Source organism: Clavibacter sp. VKM Ac-2873 (assembly GCF_015351075.1).
Classification (GTDB): Bacteria; Actinomycetota; Actinomycetes; order Actinomycetales; family Microbacteriaceae; genus Clavibacter.
On record NZ_JADKRS010000001.1, the window covers coordinates 286243 to 305264 of the forward strand.

General features: G+C 72.6%; 15 protein-coding genes and 1 pseudogene. 2 read left to right on the forward strand and 14 right to left on the reverse strand.

What is annotated here, in order from left to right; all coding sequences use genetic code 11:
- Positions 1–18 precede the first annotated feature (18 nt).
- The 9 genes from ITJ44_RS01360 to ITJ44_RS01400 all read right to left on the reverse strand — a co-directional run bounded on the left by ITJ44_RS01360 (position 19) and on the right by ITJ44_RS01400 (position 11267).
- Complete coding sequence (locus tag ITJ44_RS01360) at positions 19–1731, reverse strand: ABC transporter ATP-binding protein (protein WP_194632997.1); 1713 nt, start codon at positions 1729–1731, stop codon at positions 19–21.
- Positions 1728–2702: an ABC transporter permease gene (locus tag ITJ44_RS01365; RefSeq protein WP_194632998.1), complete on the reverse strand. Its 975-nt coding sequence runs from the start codon at positions 2700–2702 to the stop codon at positions 1728–1730. Before ITJ44_RS01365 ends, ITJ44_RS01360 begins: the two co-directional genes overlap by 4 nt.
- A gap of 1 nt (position 2703) precedes the next feature.
- Positions 2704–3786: an ABC transporter permease gene (locus ITJ44_RS01370; RefSeq protein ID WP_370551637.1), complete on the reverse strand. Its 1083-nt coding sequence runs from the start codon at positions 3784–3786 to the stop codon at positions 2704–2706.
- A gap of 156 nt (positions 3787–3942) precedes the next feature.
- The gene (locus tag ITJ44_RS01375) at positions 3943–5598 is read right to left on the reverse strand and encodes an ABC transporter substrate-binding protein (RefSeq protein ID WP_194633000.1); all 1656 of its coding nucleotides are present in this window, start codon (positions 5596–5598) and stop codon (positions 3943–3945) included.
- A gap of 202 nt (positions 5599–5800) precedes the next feature.
- Positions 5801–7693, reverse strand: coding sequence for a DNA primase (gene dnaG, locus ITJ44_RS01380; RefSeq protein ID WP_194633001.1), 1893 nt, complete (start codon positions 7691–7693; stop codon positions 5801–5803).
- A 62-nt stretch (positions 7694–7755) separates the two neighbouring features.
- Positions 7756–9030, reverse strand: a complete 1275-nt coding sequence (locus ITJ44_RS01385; protein ID WP_194633002.1) for a deoxyguanosinetriphosphate triphosphohydrolase — start codon at positions 9028–9030, stop codon at positions 7756–7758.
- Entirely contained in the window at positions 9020–10246 is a 1227-nt protein-coding gene (gene dusB, locus ITJ44_RS01390) for a tRNA dihydrouridine synthase DusB (RefSeq protein ID WP_194633003.1), read from the reverse strand. Before dusB ends, ITJ44_RS01385 begins: the two co-directional genes overlap by 11 nt.
- A 92-nt stretch (positions 10247–10338) precedes the next feature.
- Positions 10339–10545: a hypothetical protein gene (locus ITJ44_RS01395; protein ID WP_194633004.1), complete on the reverse strand. Its 207-nt coding sequence runs from the start codon at positions 10543–10545 to the stop codon at positions 10339–10341.
- The gene (locus ITJ44_RS01400) at positions 10542–11267 is read right to left on the reverse strand and encodes a DsbA family oxidoreductase (protein ID WP_194633005.1); all 726 of its coding nucleotides are present in this window, start codon (positions 11265–11267) and stop codon (positions 10542–10544) included. Before ITJ44_RS01400 ends, ITJ44_RS01395 begins: the two co-directional genes overlap by 4 nt.
- 51 nt (positions 11268–11318) lie before the next feature.
- Between ITJ44_RS01400 and ITJ44_RS01405 the strand changes: the two genes are divergently transcribed.
- On the forward strand, positions 11319–11852 hold the full coding sequence (locus tag ITJ44_RS01405) for an aminoacyl-tRNA deacylase (protein ID WP_194633006.1): 534 nt from the start codon (positions 11319–11321) through the stop codon (positions 11850–11852).
- Between the two features lie 49 nt (positions 11853–11901).
- Here ITJ44_RS01405 and ITJ44_RS01410 read toward each other — a convergent pair whose 3' ends face one another.
- The 4 genes and pseudogenes from ITJ44_RS01410 to recO form a co-directional block, all read right to left on the reverse strand.
- Positions 11902–13287, reverse strand: a complete 1386-nt coding sequence (locus ITJ44_RS01410; protein ID WP_194633007.1) for a glycine--tRNA ligase — start codon at positions 13285–13287, stop codon at positions 11902–11904.
- Positions 13288–13398: 111 nt separating this feature from the next.
- Complete coding sequence (locus ITJ44_RS01415; RefSeq protein WP_194633008.1) at positions 13399–14496, reverse strand: Gfo/Idh/MocA family oxidoreductase; 1098 nt, start codon at positions 14494–14496, stop codon at positions 13399–13401.
- A gap of 10 nt (positions 14497–14506) precedes the next feature.
- Positions 14507–15403, reverse strand: a complete 897-nt coding sequence (locus tag ITJ44_RS01420; RefSeq protein ID WP_228494456.1) for an isoprenyl transferase — start codon at positions 15401–15403, stop codon at positions 14507–14509.
- 212 nt (positions 15404–15615) lie between these two features.
- A pseudogene (gene recO / locus ITJ44_RS01425) lies at positions 15616–16329 on the reverse strand (DNA repair protein RecO); the annotation flags it as partial.
- A 116-nt stretch (positions 16330–16445) separates the two neighbouring features.
- Here recO and ITJ44_RS01430 point away from each other — a divergent pair.
- Positions 16446–17123 (forward strand): trimeric intracellular cation channel family protein, encoded by a 678-nt coding sequence (locus ITJ44_RS01430; protein ID WP_104294084.1) that lies wholly within the window; start codon positions 16446–16448, stop codon positions 17121–17123.
- Between the two features lie 61 nt (positions 17124–17184).
- Here the strand turns inward: ITJ44_RS01430 and leuA are convergent, their stop codons facing one another.
- Positions 17185–18951 carry a 2-isopropylmalate synthase gene (leuA, locus tag ITJ44_RS01435; protein ID WP_194633010.1) on the reverse strand — a complete coding sequence of 589 codons (1767 nt, stop codon included), beginning with the start codon at positions 18949–18951 and terminating at the stop codon, positions 17185–17187.
- Positions 18952–19022: the final 71 nt, after the last annotated feature.

Sequence of the window (19022 nt, forward strand, 5' to 3'; positions counted from 1 at the left end):
GGAGATGCTCGGAGCCGCCTACCCGGCCGGCTCCTCGGCGGCCCGGAGCGCGTGCAGCCGGGCCCGGCGCTCGGCCTGCTCGGCCGGATCCGGCACGGGGAGCGACGCCAGCAGGCGCTGCGTGTACGGGTGCTGCGGGTTCCCGAGCACATCGGCGCCCGTCCCCTCCTCCACGAGCTCGCCGCGGTACAGCACGGCGATGCGGTCCGCGAGCAGGTCGACGACGGCGAGGTCGTGGCTGATGAACAGCGCCGCGAACCCGAGCTCGCGCTGCAGCTCGGCGAAGAGCTCCAGCACGCGCGCCTGCACCGACACGTCGAGCGCGCTCGTGGGCTCGTCGGCCACCAGCAGCGACGGCTCGAGCGCGAGTCCGCGGGCGAGGCTCGCGCGCTGGCGTTGCCCGCCCGAGAGCTCGTGCGGGTACCGGTCGCCGAACGCCTTCGGCAGCTGGACGGCCTCGAGCAGCTCGTCCACGCGGCCGCGGGCGGCCTGCGGCGACTTCGCGCGGCCGTGCACGATGAGCGGCTCGGCGACGCACTCGGCGATCGTGAGGCGCGGGTTGAAGCTCGTCGCCGGGTCCTGGAAGACGAACCCGATGTCGGCGCGGAGCGTGCGGAAGTCGCGCTCGCGGACGCCCAGCATCTCCGTGCCGAGCACCCGCAGCGACCCGCCGGTCACGTTGGTGAGCCCCGCGATGGCACGGCCGATGGTGGTCTTGCCGGAGCCCGACTCCCCCACCAGCCCGAGGACCTCGCCCGCCTCGATGCGCAGGTCGACGCCCTTCACGGCACGGAAGGCGGGTGAGCCCAGCCGGCCCGGGTACTCGATCTCGAGGCCGCGCGCCACGACGACGGGTGCCGCCTCGACGTCGGATGCCGCACGCGCCCGGGTGCGCACCGCGGCGCGCTCCACGGTCGCGGCGACGCCCTCGCCGAGCTTCGGGACGGAGGCCAGCAGGTTGCGCGTGTACTCCTCCTTCGGCGAGGCGAAGAGCGTGGCCACGTCGGCCTGCTCCACGAGCCGCGAGCGGTACATGACCGCCACGCGGTCGGCGAGGTCGGCCACGACGCCCATGTTGTGCGTGATGAGGATCACCGCGGCGCCGAACTCGTCGCGGCATCGCCGCAGCAGGTCGAGGATCTCGGCCTGCACCGTGACGTCGAGCGCGGTGGTCGGCTCGTCGGCGACGATGAGCCCGGGATCCAGCACGAGCGCCATCGCGATGACGACGCGCTGCTTCTGCCCGCCGGAGAACTGGTGCGGGTAGTGGTCGACGCGGGTCTCGGGGTCGGGGATGCCCACGCGGCGGAGGATGTCGATCGCCTTCGCGCGGCCCTCCTTCTTCGAGACGCGGCCGTGCGCGCGGAGGCCCTCGACGATCTGCCACCCCACCGTGTGCACGGGGTTCAGCGCCGTGGACGGCTCCTGGAACACCATCGCGACGTCGCGGCCGCGCGCCCGGCGCAGCGCGTCGGCGGAGATCGAGAGCACGTCGACCGCGCCCGCCCCCTTCCGGTCGCTGAGGAGGACGGCGCCGTCGGTGACGGCGGTGTCGGGCAGGAGGCCGAGGATCGTGCGGGCGGTGACGGACTTCCCCGACCCCGACTCCCCCACGATGGCGAGGATCTCGCCGGGCGACACCGTGAGGGACACCCCGTCGACCGCGCGGACGTCGCCGCCGTCGGTCGCGAAGGTCACCCCGAGGTCGCGGATCGAGACGACGTCGCTCATGCGGACACCTTCTTCTTGTCGGCGCGCTTGCGGGCGCGCAGCTTGGGGTCGGAGATGTCGTTCACGCTCTCGCCCACGAGCGTGAGCCCGAGGACCAGGAGCACGATGGCGACGCCGGGGAAGACGCCCGTCCACCACACGCCGCTCGCGGTGTCCGCGAGCGCGCGGTTGAGGTCGTAGCCCCACTCGGCCGCCGACGTCGGCGAGATGCCGAAGCCGAGGAAGCCGAGGCCCGCGAGCGTGAGGATGGCCTCCGACGCGTTGAGCGTGAGGATGAGCGGCAGCGTGCGGGTGGAGTTGCGCAGCACGTGCACGAACATGATCCGTGGCGTCGACGTGCCGATGACCTTGGCGCTCTCGACGAACGCCTCCGCCTTCAGCCGCACGACCTCGGCGCGGATGACCCGGAAGTACTGCGGGATGTAGACGACCGTGATGCTCACGGCCGCGGCGAGGATGCCGCCCCACAGGCTCGACTGCCCGCCGGTGAGCACGATGCTCACGACGATCGCGAGCAGCAGCGTCGGGAACGGGTAGATGGCGTCGGCGATGACCACGAGGATCCGGTCGAGCCAGCCGCCGAGGTAGCCGGAGACGACGCCGAGCAGCACGCCGGCGAACAGCGACAGGACCACGGCGATCACCACGACCGACAGCGCGGTCTGCGTGCCCCAGACGACCCGGGAGAACACGTCGTACCCGCCGACCGTGGTGCCCCAGATGTGCGCGGCGTCGGGGGCGGCCTGGCGGACGAAGGAGCCCTGGGCGTCCCGGTCCTGGTCGAAGCCGAACGGGGCGATGAGCGGTGCGAGGGCCGCCAGCAGGATGAAGATCCCCGTGATGACCATGCCGGCGACGAGCATGCCGCGCTGGAGGCCCACGCTCTGCCGCACGTGCGAGATGAGGGGCAGGCGCTGGAGGAGGGAGCGGCGCGGGGGGACGGGCGCCGTGGCGGGGGTGGTGTCGGTCATGTCAGTACCTCACTCGCGGGTCGATGAGCGCCGCGACGACGTCGACGATGAAGTTGGTGACCGCGACGATCACGGCCAGCAGGGCCACGATGCCCTGCACGGCCACGAAGTCGCGCGCCGCCAGGTACTGCGCGAGCTGGAAGCCGAGGCCCCGCCACTCGAACGTGGTCTCGGTGAGCACCGCGCCGCCCAGCATGACGGCGATCTGCAGGCCCACCACGGTGATGATCGGGATGAGCGCGGGCTTCAGGGCGTGCCGGGTGGTGAGCCGGAACTCGCCGACACCGCGTGAGCGCGCCGCGTCCACGTACTCGGTGCCGAGCGTGGAGATCACGTTGGTGCGCACGAGCCGCAGGAAGATGCCCGCGGTCAGGAGCCCCAGGGCGAGCGCCGGCAGCACCGCGTGCTCGAGCACGTCGCCCACGGCGGTGGGGCTGCCGAGGCGGAGGGCGTCGATCAGGTAGATGCCGGTCGGGTTCTCCAGCCGGCCGAGGGCGACCTCGACGCGGGTGTCCGCACGGCCGGACAGCGGCAGGATCCCGAGCCAGACCGAGAAGACGAGCTTCAGCAGGAGGCCCGCGAAGAAGACGGGCGTGGCGTACGCGAGGATCGCGAGGATCCGCAGCACGGCGTCGGGCGTGCGGTCCTTGAAGTAGGCGGCGACGAGGCCGAGCGGGATGCCGATGAGGAACGCGACGATGAGCGAGTAGATGACGAGCTCGAACGTGGCCGAGCCGTACTGCAGCAGCACCTCGCTGATGAGCCGGTTGTCGGTGAGCGAACGGCCGAAGTTCCCCGTCGCGATCTGGCCGAGGTACTCGAGGTACTGGACGATGAGCGGCCGGTCGAAGCCGGCGGTCGCGAGGCGCTCCTGCAGCTGCTCCGGGGTGAGGCGGTCGCCCACGGCGGCGGAGATCGGGTCGCCCACGATGCGCATGAGGAAGAAGACCAGCGTCACCAGGATGAACACGGTCGGGATGATGAGCACGGCGCGGATGAGGATGTACTGGCCGAGCCCGATCCCCTGCTTCCGGGCCTTGGGCTGCGCCCCGGGGGGCGCGGACGCGGGTACGGCGTCCGGGATGACGGTCACGGCGGATGGGCCTTTCGGGTCGTCGGAGGAACGGGGCGGAGCGGGCGTCTGCGCCACCGCGGTGACACAGGAGTGGGGCGTCCCGCCGCAGCGGGACGCCCCATCGGGGAGGGCGTCAGCCTATCGACCGCCCTCCCGTCGGATCGCTCAGCCCTTGCTGATCGGGGCGTAGCGGAACTTGAAGGACGCGTCGAGCGTCACGCCCTTCACGTCCTTGCCGGCCACCGCGACCTGCGAGCCCTGGAGCAGGGGCAGGGTCGGCAGGTCGGCGGCGACGTCGTCCTGGATCTGGCCGATGATCTCGGCGCGCTTCGTGGAGTCGGCCTCCGACAGCTGCTGCGTGATGAGGTCCGTCACGGTGGGGTTCTCGTAGTGGTTCTTCACGAAGGACTGCGGGGAGAAGAACGGCGTCAGGTAGTTGTCCGCGTCCGAGTAGTCCGGGAACCAGCCGAGCTGGTACGCCGGGTACTCGTCGTTGACGCGGGCCTTGCTGTACTGGTCCCAGATCGTGGACTGCAGGTTGACCTGGAACAGGCCGGTCGCCTCGAGCTGCTGCTTGATGAGCGCGTACTCGTCGTCCGAGCCGGCGCCGTAGTGGTCCGGGTTGAACTGGAGCTGCAGCGCGACGGGCGTCTGCACGCCGGCGTCGGAGAGGGCCTTCGCGGCCTTGTCCGCGTCCGGCCCGCCGTTCCCGTCGCCGTAGAGGCCCTTGAGCGCCTCGTTGGCGCCGGAGAGGCCGTCGGCCACGTAGGAGTAGAGCGGCGTGTAGGTGCCGTTGTAGACCTGGGTCGACAGCTCCTCGCGGTCGACGAGGTCGGCGGCCGCCTTCCGCACCGCGAGGGCCTTGGCCGCGTCGGCCTGACCCGTCGTCGTGCCGAAGGGCTGGGTGTTGAGGTTGAACGTGATGTAGCGGATCTCGCCGCCGGGGCCGTCGATGACCTGGACCGAGTCGTCCTTCTTGAGGTCCGCGATGTCGGTCGCGCCGAGGGAGCGGCCCGCGACGTCGATCTCGCCGTTCTGCACGGCGAGCTTCATCGTGGTCTCGTCCGCGTAGTAGCGCGCGGTCACGCCGCCGTTCGCGGCCTTCGGAAGGACGCCCTGGTAGTCGGCGTTCGGCGCGTAGGCGACGAGCTGGTTGAGCTGGAAGTCGGTGATCACGTACTGGCCCGCGAAGGCGTTCGCCGAGACGATGTCGGCCGGGTCGGCGAGCTTGTCGGCCGGGAAGACCTCCTCGTCGACGATGGGGCCGGCGGGGCTGGAGAGCACCTGCTCGAACGTCTGGTCGTTCGCGGTCTTCAGCGTGAAGACGACGGTGGTGTCGTCGGGCGCCGCGACCGACTCGACGTTGGCGAGGAGCGACGACGGGCCGTTGCCGTTGTCGGCGCCGTTGGCCGCGATGGTCGCGATGCGGTCGAACGTGAACTTGACGTCGCTCGCGGTGAGCGCGTGGCCGTTCGCGAACTTCAGGTCGGGCTTGAGCTTCACGGTGAAGTCGTTCGGCGACGTGTACTCGCCGGAGACGGCGAGGTCGGGCTCGACGTCCGGGCTGCCGTACGGGCTGTTGAACAGGAACGGGTAGACCTGGTTCTGCACCGCGAACGAGCCGTTGTCGTAGGAGCCGGCCGGGTCGAGCGAGATGACCTTGTCGGTCGTGCCGACGACGATGGACCCGCCGCCGGACGCGCCGTCCTCGGCGAGCGGGTCGCCGGATCCGCCGGAGCAGCCGGCGAGGACGAGGGCCGCGGCGGAGAATCCGGCTGCGGCGAGCAGGACGCGTGAGCGCCGGGGGAATGCGGACGTCATGTTCCGAGTGCCTCTTTCATGAAGGGGATTCGCGCCCGCGCATCGACGACGACACGGACGCTGTGCTGTGAATGATTTCTAACACACGGGAAACAGCAGCCCGGACCCCGGGGACGCGCGGAGGCGCTTCTTCACACGAATGAAACATGGGCACCGCGCGATGTCCGGGCCCGTGTCGCGCACCGCGCGGAGGGCGCCGGCGTCATTCGCGGAGCGCTCGGCGCTCGGCCTCGACCTGCATGAGCTCGCGCTGGATCTCCTGGTAGCGCTCGCGTTCGTGGGTCGCGTCCGTACGCTGCAGGCGCCCGATGAGGTCGGCCTTGCGGCGCAGCAGGTCGCGCCCGACCAGCTCCGCCGTGACGCCCTTCACGTACACGGCGAGCTTGTCGGCGTCGCCGCGGTTCGGCAGCGGCGCGACGCCGAGCTGCTTGACGAGCGTCGCGAACGACTCCGGCACCTCGAGGGCGACGCGCGACAGCCAGTCGGCGCCGCCGAGCGCCTCCATGCTCGCGATCACGCCGTCCCGCACCACGGCGAGGCTCTCGTTGACGAAGGCGACCTGGGCGGCGCGCATCACGAGGTCGTTCCCGACGAGCTCGGGGTGCTGCAGCATCGCCATGAGGGCATCGCGCTCGAGGCGCGTCGCGAGGTCGGTCGGCAGGTCCATGAGCGACATGGAGCGGGACGCGTCGAGGGCGCCGTCGTCGTCCGGGCCGTGCCCGCCCTGCGCGTGGCGGCCCTGCGGCGAACCGCCCGAGCGGTCGGCGCCGTCGGCGGGCATGCTGCGGCCGGCGGTCTGGACGGCGCGGCCGACCTCGGTGAGGTCCATGCCGAGCCATCCCGCGAGCTCGCGCGCGTAGCCGGGGCGCAGCGACGGGTCGCGGATGTCCGCGACCACGGGCGCGGCGGCGCGCAGCGCGGCGACCCGGCCCTCGACGGTGTCGAGGTCGTGGTCCGCGAGGATCTGCTTGATCGCGAACTCGAACATGGGCTTCTTGCCCTGGATCATGCGGCGCACCGCGTCGTCGCCGCGCGTGAGGCGGAGGTCGCACGGATCGAGCCCCTCGGGCCCGACGGCCACGTACGTCTGCGCGGCGAAGCGGCGCTCCTCGGAGAACGCGCGCATGGCGGCCTTCTGCCCGGCCGCGTCGGGATCGAACGTGAAGACGACCTCGCCGAGGCCGCTGTCGTCGCCGAGCACGCGGCGGAGGACCTTGATGTGGTCGACGCCGAACGACGTGCCGCACGTGGCGACGGCCGTGGTGACGCCCGCCAGGTGGCACGCCATGACGTCGGTGTAGCCCTCGACCACGACCACCTGGCGGCCGCGGCTCACGTCGCGCTTCGCGAGGTCGAGCCCGTAGAGCACGGAGCTCTTGTGGTACACGGGCGTCTCCGGGGTGTTGAGGTACTTGGGACCCTTGTCGTCCTCGCGGAGGCGGCGCGCGCCGAAGCCGACGGTGGCCCCGGTGAGGTCGCGGATCGGCCACACCAGGCGTCCGCGGAACCGGTCGTAGGCGCCGCGGTCGCCCTGGCTGAGGAGCCCGGCGGTGACGAGCTCGGCCTCCGTGTAGCCCTTCGCCTTCAGGTGCGAGGACAGCGCGTCCCAGCTCTGCGGCGCGAAGCCCACGCCGAAGCGCTGCGCCGCGCCCTGGTCGAAGCCGCGCTCCCCGAGGAAGGTGCGGCCGATCTCAGCCTCCTCGGATCCGAGCTGCTCGACGAAGAACTCCGCGGCCGCCTCGTTCGCCCCGAGGAGCCGGGAGCGGTTGCCCTGGTCGGTGGCGGCCTGGCCGTCCTCGTAGTGCAGCTGGTAGCCGATGCGCTGCGCCATGCGCTCGACGGCCTCGGCGAAGGCCACGTGGTCCATGCGCTGCAGGAACGTGTAGACGTCGCCGCCCTCGCCGCAGCCGAAGCAGTGGTAGAAGCCGACCTGCGACCGCACGTGGAAGCTCGGCGTGCGCTCGTCGTGGAAGGGGCAGAGGCCCTTCAGGGATCCGACGCCGGCGGACTTGAGGGTGACGTACTCCCCCACCACGTCGCCCAGGTTGACCCGGGAGCGGACCTCGTCGATGTCGCTCTTGCGGATCAGGGCCATTGGCTCATCCTACGGCCGGCGTCGCCGGCGCCCCCGGGGCCCCGGACCGTGCCGCACGGGCGTCAGAAGACGGGTCTGGCGCACAGGCGCTCGTACCAGGAGATGGCCGACTGGTCGGTGAGGCTGGCGACCTGGTCGACGATGACCCGCTTGCGCGCATGGTCGTCGGCGGCCTCTCGCCAGTCGCCCGCGAAGCCCGGGTCGAGCTCGTCGGCCCCGCGCGCGTGCAGCGCGTCGGCGAGGCCCGCCAGCACCTCGCGCTGGCGCGCGTAGATGGGCTGGCGCGTGTTCTTCGACATGACGAACGCGGCGACGATGCCCTTGAGCACGGCGATCTCCGCCTGGATGGCGCGGGGCACGACGACGTGCGCGCCGAAGCGGATGAGGCTGCGGTCGGTGTGCGTGGCCCGCGTGAGCTGCGTCGCGGCGCCCGCGAACCGGCCGATGAGCTGGCTGGTGAGGTCCTTGAGCGCCGCCTGGGCACCGCGGCCGCCGTCGTACTCGTCGACCCAGACGTCGAGGGAGTCGAGGCGGTCGAACGCCTGGATGAGCTCCTCGTGCGAGTGCGCCCCGCCGATCCACGCGACCATCGAGTCGACGAGCTCCTCGTGGTCGACGCGGGCGCCGAGCGCGCGGACGTCGACGTAGCCGCCCACGATGGCGTCCTCGAAGTCGTGCACGGAGTACGCGATGTCGTCGCTGAGGTCCATGACCTCGGCCTCGATGCAGCGGCGGCCCGTGGGCGCGCCCTCGCGCAGCCACGCGAACGCGGCCACGTCGTCGTCGTAGAACCCGAACTTGCCGCGGCCCGACGGGTCGGGCACGGACTGGGAGCTCGGCCACGGGTACTTGCAGCTCGCGTCGAGGCTGGCGCGCGTGAGGTTGAGCCCGTACGGCCGTCCCTCCGGGCCGATGACCTTGGGCTCGAGCCGGGTGAGCAGGCGCAGCGTCTGCGCGTTGCCCTCGAAGCCGCCGATGTCGGACGCCCAGTCGTTGAGGGCCCGCTCGCCGTTGTGGCCGAAGGGCGGGTGGCCGATGTCGTGCGCGAGGCACGCGGTGTCGACCACGTCGGGATCCAGGTCGAGGCTCGAGGCGAGCTCCCGGCCGACCTGCGCCACCTCGAGGGAGTGGGTGAGGCGGTTGCGCGCGAAGTCGAGCCCGGCCATGGGGCTGAGCACCTGCGTCTTGGCCGCCAGGCGGCGGAGCGCGCTGGAGTGCAGGAGCCGGGCGCGGTCGCGCGCGAAGTCGCTGCGGCGGGAGGAGTGCTGCTCGGGATACCAGCGCTCGGCGTCGGTCTCGCTGTACGTGGACCTCGTCGTCGTGCCCTCAGCCGCCACTGTTGTGGATCTCCCCGTCCGCGATGTCCATCGCATCCTGTGCGTCGATGTCGCGGCTCTCGAGCCAGCGGTCCGGCAGCGCCGTGCGCTTCATGCTGCCCTGGCGGCCGCGCGCGCCCTCCGCGCCCGCGCCCGGGTAAGGCTGGTCGCGGTCGAGCGTGGCGAGCAGGCCGTCGATCTCCTCCAGCGAGGACGCCGAGGCGAGCGCGGCGCGCAGGTCGCCGCCCACGGGGTAGCCCTTGAAGTACCAGGCGACGTGCTTGCGCGCGTCGCGGCAGCCGCGCTCCTCGCTCTCGAAGAACTCCGCGAGGAGCTCGACGTGGCGGCGGAAGGTGTCGGCGACCTGGCCCTGCGACGGGTGCGCCCGGGGCGTGTCCGACGGGTCGAGCCCGGCGGCGCGCGCGTGGAAGGCGGCGGCCAGGTCGCCGAAGAGCCAGGGGCGGCCGAGGCAGCCGCGGCCGACGACCACGCCGTCCGCCCCGGTCTCGTCCATCATCCGGATGGCGTCCTCCGCGGCCCAGATGTCGCCGTTGCCGAGGACGGGCACGCTGGCGATGGCCTGCTTGAGCTTCGCGATGGCCGACCAGTCGGCGTGGCCGCTGTAGTAGTCGCTCGCCGTGCGCGCGTGCAGCGCGATGGACGCGACGCCCGCGCCCTCGGCGGCGCGGCCGGCCTCGAGGTAGGTGAGGTGGTCGGCGTCGATGCCCTTGCGCATCTTGACCGTGAGCGGGATGTCGCCCGCGGCCTTCACCGCGCCCTCGACGATGTCGGTGAAGAGCCCCAGCTTCCAGGGCAGCGCGGCTCCCCCGCCCTTGCGCGTGACCTTCGGGACGGGGCAGCCGAAGTTCAGGTCGATGTGGTCGGCGCGGTCCTCGGCGACGAGCATGGTGACGGCCTCGCGCACGGTCTTCGGATCGACCCCGTAGAGCTGGATGGAGCGCACCTTCTCCGACGGGTGGTGCGTGATGAGCCGCATCGACTCGGGCGTGCGCTCGACGAGGGCGCGGCTCGTGATCATCTCGCTGACGTAGAGGCCGGCGCCGAACTCGCGGCACAGGCGCCGGAAGGCCGTGTTGGTGATGCCGGCCATGGGCGCGAGCACCACGGGGACGTCGAGCGGGATGCCGCCGATGCGGAGGGCCGGTTCGGCGGCGGGCGCCGGGGCGTCGGGCGCGTCCGCCGCGGACGGGACAGGGGCGAGGGTCGGAGAGGACATGACGGCTCGATTCTCCCAGACGGGACGGCGGGCGGCGGACGCGGGGCGCGATCCCCGGGGATGTCAGGCGACGGATGCCTGGGGAGGGCCGGTCAGATGGCCTGTCCGGCGTCGATCGCGTCGCGGACGCGGGCGAGGTCGGCGGCGGGGGACGCGTCGTCCGCGGTCGCCGTGTCCGCCGGGGCGGCCCCGGGCACGAGGCAGGCGTCGCCCTCGCAGGCGGCCGCATCCGCGGCACCGAGCATGGTGAAGGGACTCGCGGCGACGGGCAGCGCGCCGGTGGCGGGCACGGCGCTCATCGGGTCGCCTCCTCGCCCGCGACGACGCGGACCGTGTCGCCGTCGCGCGCGGCGAGGGCCTCGCCGAGCGCCGAGGCGAACACCGTCGGGTCCTGCGCGCCGGAGATGCCGAAGCGCTCGTCGATCACGAAGAAGGGCACGCCCTGGATCCCGTAGGCCACGGCCTGCGCCTGGTCGGCGCGCACGTCGTCGAGGTGCCGGTGCGACTCGAGCGCCTCGCGCACCTCGTCGCCGTCGAGGCCCACCTCGACCGCGAGGTCGACGAGGTCGGGCACCCGGCCCACGTGGCGGCCCTCGGTGAAGTAGGCCTTCAGCAGCCGCTCCACCATGTCGAGCTGCACGCCGCGCACGCGCGCCAGGTGCAGCAGCTCGTGCGCGAGGACCGTGTTGGTGTGCTGCAGCGCGTCGTAGTCGTAGGCGAGGCCCTCGGCGGCGGCGAGCCGGGTCATGTCCTCGAGCATCGTCGCGACGCGGTCGGCCGGGATGCCCTTGTGGCCCGCGAGGAAGTCGACCTCGGTGCCCTGGAAGTCGACCGGGGTGTCGGGGGCGAGCTCGAAGGACCGGTAGGTGACCTCGATCTCCGGGGCACCGGGGGTGCGGGCCTGGAAGTCGCGGGCGCCGCGCTCGAACCGCCGCTTGCCCACGTAGCACCACGGGCAGGCGATGTCCGACCAGACGTCGACGCGGATGGCGGGCAGGGCGGGGGCGGTGGAGTCGGTCACGGGTGGGCAACCGGTCGGGAAGGCCGGGCATTCCCGCGGTGTTGCCCGAGCATGGCCGACAGCTCCCCCTCCCCCGTCCCGCCCGCATCCGACGAGCCCGCGGCCCGCGGCCGCGACCGGGTGCTCGCCCACGCCGCGCGACTCGGCCTCCCCGTCGAGGTCGTCGACCGACCGGACGCCGGATCCCTCGAGGAGGCCGCGCGCGGGCTCGGGATCCCGCCATCGCACCTCGTGAAGTCCCTCGTGGTGAAGCGGCACGACGGCGCGCTGCTGATCGCGCTCGTGCCGGGCGACCGGCAGATCAGCTGGGCGAAGCTGCGTGCCATCGTGGGCGTCAACAAGCTCTCGATGCCCGCGCCCGAGGTCGCGCTCGAGGCGACGGGGTACGCGCGCGGCACCATCACGCCGCTCGGCGCAGACGGCGACCTGCCCGTCTACGCGGACGAGCGGATCGCCGGGCGGCGCATCGGCATGGGCGGCGGCGAGCACGGCGTCTCGGCGCTCGTGGACGCGGATGCTCTCGTGGCCGCGCTCGGCGCCACCGTCGGCGACATCACGGACGAACTGACGATCCGCCGCCCCTGACCCGCGCGAGGCGGGCCGGGACGGCGGATCGGCCGGGCGGCGGAGGTGCTCAGGCGCCGATGAGCTGCCCGGCCAGGTACCCCATGAGCTCGTCGAGCGGGATGCGCTCCTGCGCCATGGTGTCGCGCTCGCGCACCGTGACCGCCTGGTCGTCGAGCGTGTCGAAGTCGATCGTCACGCAGAACGGCGTGCCGATCTCGTCCTGGCGGCGGTAGCGGCGGCCGATGGCGCCCGCGTCGTCGAACTCGATGTTCCAGACCTTGCGCAGCTCGGCCGCGAGCTCCCGGGCCACCGGCGACAGCTTCTCGTTGCGGGACAGCGGCAGCACGGCGACCTTCACGGGCGCGAGCCGGCGGTCGAGGCGGAGGACAGTGCGCTTGTCGACGCCGCCCTTCGCGTTGGGCGCCTCGTCCTCGTGGTACGCGTCGACGAGGAACGCCATCATCGACCGGGTGAGGCCGGCCGCGGGCTCGATGACGTACGGGATCCAGCGCTCGTTCTTCGTCTGGTCGAAGTACGAGAGGTCCTGGCCGGACGCCTCGGAGTGCGTGCGCAGGTCGTAGTCGGTGCGGTTCGCGATGCCCTCGAGCTCGCCCCACGCGCCGCCGGCGAAGCCGAAGCGGTACTCGATGTCGACCGTGCGGGTCGAGTAGTGCGAGAGCTTCTCCTGCGGGTGCTCGAAGAGGCGGAGGTTCTCGGGGTCGATGCCGAGGTCGGTGTACCAGGCGTAGCGGGCGTCGATCCAGTACTGGTGCCACTCGGCGTCCGTGCCGGGCTCGACGAAGAACTCCATCTCCATCTGCTCGAACTCGCGCGTGCGGAAGATCCAGTTCTGCGGCGTGATCTCGTTGCGGAAGCTCTTGCCGATCTGGCCGATCCCGAACGGCGGCTTCTGGCGCGCGGCGCTCAGGACGTTCGCGAAGTTGACGAAGATGCCCTGCGCGGTCTCGGGGCGGAGGTAGTGCAGGCCCTCCTGGTTGTCGACCGGGCCGAGGAACGTCTTGAGGAGCCCGGAGAAGTTCTGCGGCTCGGTCCAGGATCCGGGCTGGCCGGTGTCGGGGTCCTTTACGTCCGCGAGGCCGTTCACGGGCGGGTGCCCGTGCTTCGCCTCGTACGCCTCGAGGAGGTGGTCGGCCCGGTAGCGCTTGTGCGTGTGCAGGGACTCCACCAGCGGGTCGCTGAAGACCTCGACGTGCCCGGAGGCCTCCCACACGCGGCGGGGCAGGATCACCGAGGAGTCGAGGCCGACGACGTCGTCGCGGCCGTTGACCATGGTCTGCCACCACTGGCGCTTGATGTTCTCCTTGAGCGCCACGCCGAGCGGCCCGTAGTCCCACGCGGAGCGGGAGCCGCCGTAGATCTCACCCGCCTGGAAGACGAACCCGCGCCGCTTGGCGAGGTTGATGACGGGGTCGAGACGCGAGGGGGTTGCCACGTTTGCTCCTAGGTGGGGCCGGACTGGGTGCCCGGTCGGCGGACGGCGACCGGCCGGCGGGATGCCGGCGTCGCCGGGAAAGGCGGCCCCCAGTCTACGGGCGCGGCTCGCTCAGTCCTCGTCGCCCGCGGTGCGCCGGTGCGCGAGCTCGACGATGCGGACGGTCTCCAGGGAGTCGCGCGGCGCGACGGGCACGGGCCCGCGGCCGCGCACGGCGTCGGCCATCGCGGAGTAGAAGTCGGCGTAGCGGCCGCGCTCGGTGGGCAGGCGCTCGCCCGCCGGATCGCCCGCGGCCTCGACGAGCGTGCCCCATTCGGACTCGGGCGCCTCGCCGAAGCCGGCGTCGGTCGGCGCCGCGCCCGCCTTGAGCAGCGGCTCCTGCGGGTCCAGCCCGTGCACGGCGTAGGCGCCCGCGGTGCCGAGCACGCGGAAGCGGGGACCGGCCAGCGCGGCGACGCGGCTGACGGTGATGTGGGACTGCACGCCCGACTCGTGCAGGAGCGAGTAGAAGGCGTCGTCGTCGCTCGCGGATCCCTCGCGCACGGTGGCGAGCTCGGCGGCGAAGTCGGCGACGGGACCGAACAGCTCCAGCGCCTGGTCGATCAGGTGGCTGCCGAGGTCGTACGAGATCCCCGCGGCATCCGCCGGCGTCTCGCGGTCCTGCCAGCGGTCGCGCACGGGCCCGCCCCAGCGCTCGAACGTCGACTCGAAGCGGTGGATCTCGCCCAGCCGGCCCGACGCGACGAGCGCCTTCACGGTGAGGAAGTCGCCGTCGAAGCGGCGGTTCTGGAAGACGGAGAACGGCACGCCGAGCGCCTCGGCGCGCTCGATGAGCATGAGCGCCTCGTCGACGGTCGCGACGAACGGCTTGTCCATCACGACGGCCAGGTGCGCGTCGAGCGCCTGGAGGCCCTGGCGGAGGTGCGCGGAGGCGGGCGACGCGATCACCACCATGTCGAGCTCGGCGGAGCGCGCGAACAGCTCGTCGGCGGACGCCACGACGTCGGCGCCGGGGTGGCGCTCGCGCACCTGGGCGGCGCGGTCCGGGTCGGAGGTCGCGACGAGGGCGATCCGGTACTCGGGGCTCGCCGCGAGGAACGGGGCGTGGAACACGCGGCCGGCGAGGCCGTAGCCGACGATCCCCACGCGGATGGGGGCGTCGGCGGCGGCGGCGGACGGGGCGGCGGGGGCGGTGTCGGGGGTGCTCACCCGACCGATGCTACTGAGCGCCGCGCTCCGGGTCGCCCGCCTCCGGGTCGCCCGCCTCCGGGTCGCCTGCCTGCGGGGCGTCCGGATCCTCCGCGGATCCCTCGTCGGCGTCCCCCGCGTGCGCGTCGACGGCGCCGCCGAACCTCCGGTCGCGGTGCACGTAGCTCTCGACCGCGTCCCAGAGGTCCTTGCGCCGGAAGTCGGGCCAGAGCCGGTCGAGGAACACCATCTCGGCGTACGCGGACTGCCAGAGCAGGAAGTTGCTCGTGCGCTGCTCGCCCGAGCTGCGGATGAAGAGGTCGACGTCCGGCACGTCGGGCAGGTACAGGTAGCGCTGGATCGTGCGCTCGTCGACGCGCGACGCCTTGAGCCGGCCCGCGTCCACGTCCTCGGCGATGCGCTTGACGGCGTCGCCGATCTCCGTCCGGCCGCCGTAGTTGATGCACATCGTGAGCGTCATCCCGGTGTTGTGCTTCGTCATCTCCTCGGCGACCCGCAGGTCGTCGATGACGCTGCGCCAGAGGCGGGGGCGGCGGCCGGCCCAGCGGATGCGGACGTTCCACGCGTTCAGCTGGTCGCGGCGGCGGTGGATCACGTCGCGGTTGAAGCCCATGAGGAAGCGCACCTCGGCGGGCGAGCGCTTCCAATTCTCGGTCGAGAAGGCGTAGACGGACAGGTGCGTGGCGCCCAGCTGCACGGCGCCCGCGACGGTGTCGAACCACGCCTCCTCGCCCGCCTGGTGCCCGGCGGTGCGCGGCAGCCCGCGCTGGTTCGCCCAGCGGCCGTTGCCGTCCATCACGACCGCGATGTGCTTCGGCACGAGGTCGGAGGGGATCGCGGGCGGCTGCTCGCCCGTCCAGTCGAGCGGGAGGTCGGTGCGGCCGGGGACCTCGGGGCGTCGGCTCATGGGGTCGTCTCCTGTGCTCGGGGGCGGTCGGCGGGGATCGCGTGCGGGGCGTCCGGGTCGGGATCCGCGGCGCGGGGCGTCGCGCGGACGAGGGCGGCGGTCGCGGCGGCGAGGGCGGCGGCGGGATCCGGGCCGGCCCCGTCGACGTCGGGTGCGTCGAGCGGCACGGGCCGCTCGGTCGCCGGCAGCAGCTGGCGCGCGTCGCTGCGGTCGACGAGGCCGAGCGAGCGGATCCCCCGGTCGAGGTGCCACTGCGCGTACGCCGCGACGACGCCGCTCGCGCGGGCCTGCGAGCGGAGCGTCGCCGCCTCGGCGTGCGGCCAGTCGCCCGTGAGGAGGGCGGAGAGGAGTGCGAGGGTGTCGGGGTCCAGCCGCGGCGATCCGGGCGGGGCGGCCGCGTCCGCGACCACGCCGCCCAGCTGCACGACGAACGCGGAGTGCGGTCCGGGGGCGCCCGTCACGGCGCAGTCCTGGAAGCTCGGCGCCCAACCGGCCATGGACAGGCTCCGCAGCAGGTACGAGTCGAGCGTGAGGCTCGCGCCGTGCTCCCGTCGGCTGAGCGAGCGGAGCGCGCCGACGAGCAGCAGGTACTGCTGCAGCGAGCCCTCGTCCTCCGTGACGCGGTCGGCCGTCTCGACCATGGCGCTGGCGGCCGTGTAGCTGCCGTAGTCGGACGCGATGAGGGCGCCGTAGGAGGCGATGGACTCGGCCTGCGTGATGATGTCGAGCGTCCGGCCCTCGAAGAACTGCGCGTCGGCGACCATGAACGGCTCGAGCCGGGCCCCGAACTTCGACTGCGTGCGCCGCACGCCCTTGGCCACCGCGCGGATCTTGCCGTGCTGCCGGGAGAGCATCGTGACGATCCGGTCCGCCTCGCCCAGCTTGTGGGTGCGCAGGACGACGATCTCGTCACGGTAGAGGGGCACTCCTCGATTATCCGCCCCGCGCCCGCGCTCCCCCGCCGCCGCGCGGTGCCGACGTCCGGCCGCCGGGCGTCACGCGGCCGGGCGCCGCACCCGCCCTGTGCTATCAAGGGGAGGCCATGGATCCCGTCCCCCTCACCATCCCGCTCTGGGCGGACCTCCTGGCGGTCAGCATCGGCAGCCTCCAGGGCGCCATGTTCGCGGCGGGCTTCCGCGACCGGCGGCTCGACCTGCTCGGCGTCGCCATCATCGGCACGGCCACGGGACTCGGCGGCGGCCTCCTCCGGGACGTGTTCCTCGACGTCACGCCCGCGGCGCTCTCGAGCAACTGGCTCATGCTCGTCGCGGTCGCCGCGGCCCTCGGCGGCATGCTCCTCGAGCGGATCTTCACCCGCCTCGACGTCGTCATCACCGCCCTCGACGCGCTCACCATCGGCCTGTTCTGCGCCATCGGCACGTCGAAGGCGCTGGCGGCCGGGGTGCCGGGGGTGCCCGCCGTCTTCATCGGCGTCGTCTCGGCGGTGGGCGGCTCGTTCGTGCGCGACCTCCTGCTCAACCTGCCCATCGCGATGATGCACGTCGGCTCGCTCTACGCGGTCGCCGCGGGCGTGGGCGCCGTCATCGTCGTCGTGCTCGCGGCGTTCGGCGTGCCCATGTGGGTCGCGGCCATCGTGTGCGTCGCCGTCACGGCCACGACGCGGCTCCTCGCGGTGCGCTTCGGCTGGAGCCTGCCGGAGCAGCGCGCGCTCAGCCGCCTGCGGTTCACGGCGCTGCGCCGCCCGCGCCCCCGTCGCTGACGCACCACGGCCGGGCGTCGCCGCCTGGCCGTGGTGCGTCCGCGACATCGCGCGGCGCGGATCAGACCGCGGCCAGCTCCGGCTCGCGCACGGTGCGGCGGATCGCCCGGTTGACCCCGGAGACGATCGCCTCGAGCGACGCGGTCGAGCTGTCCTCGTCGATGCCGACGCCCCAGAGGCGCACGCCCTCGACCTCGAGCTCCACGTACGACGCGGCCAGCGCGTCGCCGCTCGCGCTCAGCGCGTGCTCCACGTAGTCGAGGAGGCGCACGTCGACGCCCTGGTCGGCCAGCACCTGCAGGAACGCGGCGATGGGCCCGTTGCCGGACGCGGACGCCGCGCGCACCTCGTCGCCGTCGCGCAGCTCCACGTCGAGGGAGACGGATCCGCCCATGTCGCTCGACGTGCGCGTGGAGGTGAGCTCGAACCGGCCCCACTTCTCCTCGGCCCGGTCGAGCGGCGCGGGGAGGTACTCGTCCTGGAAGATCGACCAGATCTGCGCGCTCGTGACCTCGCCGCCCTCGGCGTCGGTCGTGGCCTGCACGACGCCGGAGAACTCGATCTGCAGGCGGCGCGGCAGGTCGAGCGAGTGGTCGGCCTTCAGCAGGTACGCGACGCCGCCCTTGCCCGACTGCGAGTTGACGCGGATCACGGCCTCGTAGGAGCGGCCGAGGTCCTGCGGGTCGACCGGCAGGTACGGCACGGCCCACGGTATCTCGTCCACGGTGACGCCCCGCGCCGCGGCGTCGGCGGCCATCGCCTCGAAGCCCTTCTTGATGGCGTCCTGGTGGGATCCGCTGAACGCCGTGTACACGAGGTCGCCCGCCCACGGGCTCCGCTCGGGCACCGCCAGCTGGTTGCAGTGCTCGGCCGTGCGCTTGATGCCGTCGAGGTCGCTGAAGTCGATCTCGGGGTCGATGCCCTGCGTGAACAGGTTGATGCCGAGCGCGACGAGGTCGACGTTGCCCGTGCGCTCCCCGTTGCCGAAGAGGCAGCCCTCGATGCGGTCGGCGCCGGCCAGGTAGCCGAGCTCCGCGGCGGCCACGGCCGTGCCGCGGTCGTTGTGCGGGTGCAGCGAGACGAGGACCTCGTCGCGGCGGTCGATGTGGCGGCACATCCACTCGATGGAGTCCGCGTAGACGTTCGGGGTCGCCATCTCGACGGTGGCCGGCAGGTTGAGGATCACCTTGCGCTCGGGCGTCGGGTCGAACACCTCGACGACGCGGTTGCAGATCTCCGCGGCGAACTCGAGCTCGGTGCCGGTGTAGCTCTCGGGCGAGTACTCGTAGTAGACGTCCACCTCGGGGATCGTCTCCTCGTACCGCTTGCAGAGGCGCGCGCCCTCGAGCGCGATGTCGATGATCCCCTGGCGGTCCGTGCGGAAGACGACGTCGCGCTGGAGGACGCTCGTCGAGTTGTACAGGTGGACGATGGCCTGCTTCGCGCCGCGCAGCGACTCGTAGGTGCGGGCGATGAGGTGCTCGCGCGCCTGCGTGAGGACCTGGATCGTGACGTCGTCCGGGATCGCGCCCTCCTCGATGAGGCTGCGCACGAAGTCGAAGTCGGTCTGGCTGGCCGACGGGAAGCCGACCTCGATCTCCTTGTAGCCCATGCGCACCAGCAGGTCGAACATGATCCGCTTGCGCTCGGGGCTCATCGGGTCGATGAGCGCCTGGTTGCCGTCGCGCAGGTCGACCGCGCACCAGCGCGGCGCCTCCGTGATGCGGCGGGTGGGCCACGTGCGGTCGGGCAGGTCGACCGCGATCTGCTCGTGGTACGGGCGGTACTTGTGGACGGGCATCCCGCTGGGGGTCTGCGTGCTCTTCATGGTCGTCTCCTCGTCGATCTCGGGTCAGCCGTGACGGGACTCCGCGACGAGGAGGGCCGGATCAGGCCTCG

Excerpts from the sequence above, each read along its gene's own strand:
- dusB (WP_194633003.1), bottom strand. The coding sequence starts at position 10,246 with ATGTCCTCTCCGACCCTCGCCCCTGTCCCGTCCGCGGCGGACGCGCCC.
- ITJ44_RS01405 (WP_194633006.1), top strand. The coding sequence starts at position 11,319 with ATGGCCGACAGCTCCCCCTCCCCCGTCCCGCCCGCATCCGACGAGCCC.
- ITJ44_RS01375 (WP_194633000.1), bottom strand. The coding sequence starts at position 5,598 with ATGACGTCCGCATTCCCCCGGCGCTCACGCGTCCTGCTCGCCGCAGCC.
- ITJ44_RS01365 (WP_194632998.1), bottom strand. The coding sequence starts at position 2,702 with ATGACCGACACCACCCCCGCCACGGCGCCCGTCCCCCCGCGCCGCTCC.
- dnaG (WP_194633001.1), bottom strand. The coding sequence starts at position 7,693 with ATGGCCCTGATCCGCAAGAGCGACATCGACGAGGTCCGCTCCCGGGTC.
- ITJ44_RS01430 (WP_104294084.1), top strand. The coding sequence starts at position 16,446 with ATGGATCCCGTCCCCCTCACCATCCCGCTCTGGGCGGACCTCCTGGCG.
- leuA (WP_194633010.1), bottom strand. The coding sequence starts at position 18,951 with ATGAAGAGCACGCAGACCCCCAGCGGGATGCCCGTCCACAAGTACCGC.
- ITJ44_RS01360 (WP_194632997.1), bottom strand. The coding sequence starts at position 1,731 with ATGAGCGACGTCGTCTCGATCCGCGACCTCGGGGTGACCTTCGCGACC.
- ITJ44_RS01395 (WP_194633004.1), bottom strand. The coding sequence starts at position 10,545 with ATGAGCGCCGTGCCCGCCACCGGCGCGCTGCCCGTCGCCGCGAGTCCC.
- ITJ44_RS01420 (WP_228494456.1), bottom strand. The coding sequence starts at position 15,403 with ATGAGCCGACGCCCCGAGGTCCCCGGCCGCACCGACCTCCCGCTCGAC.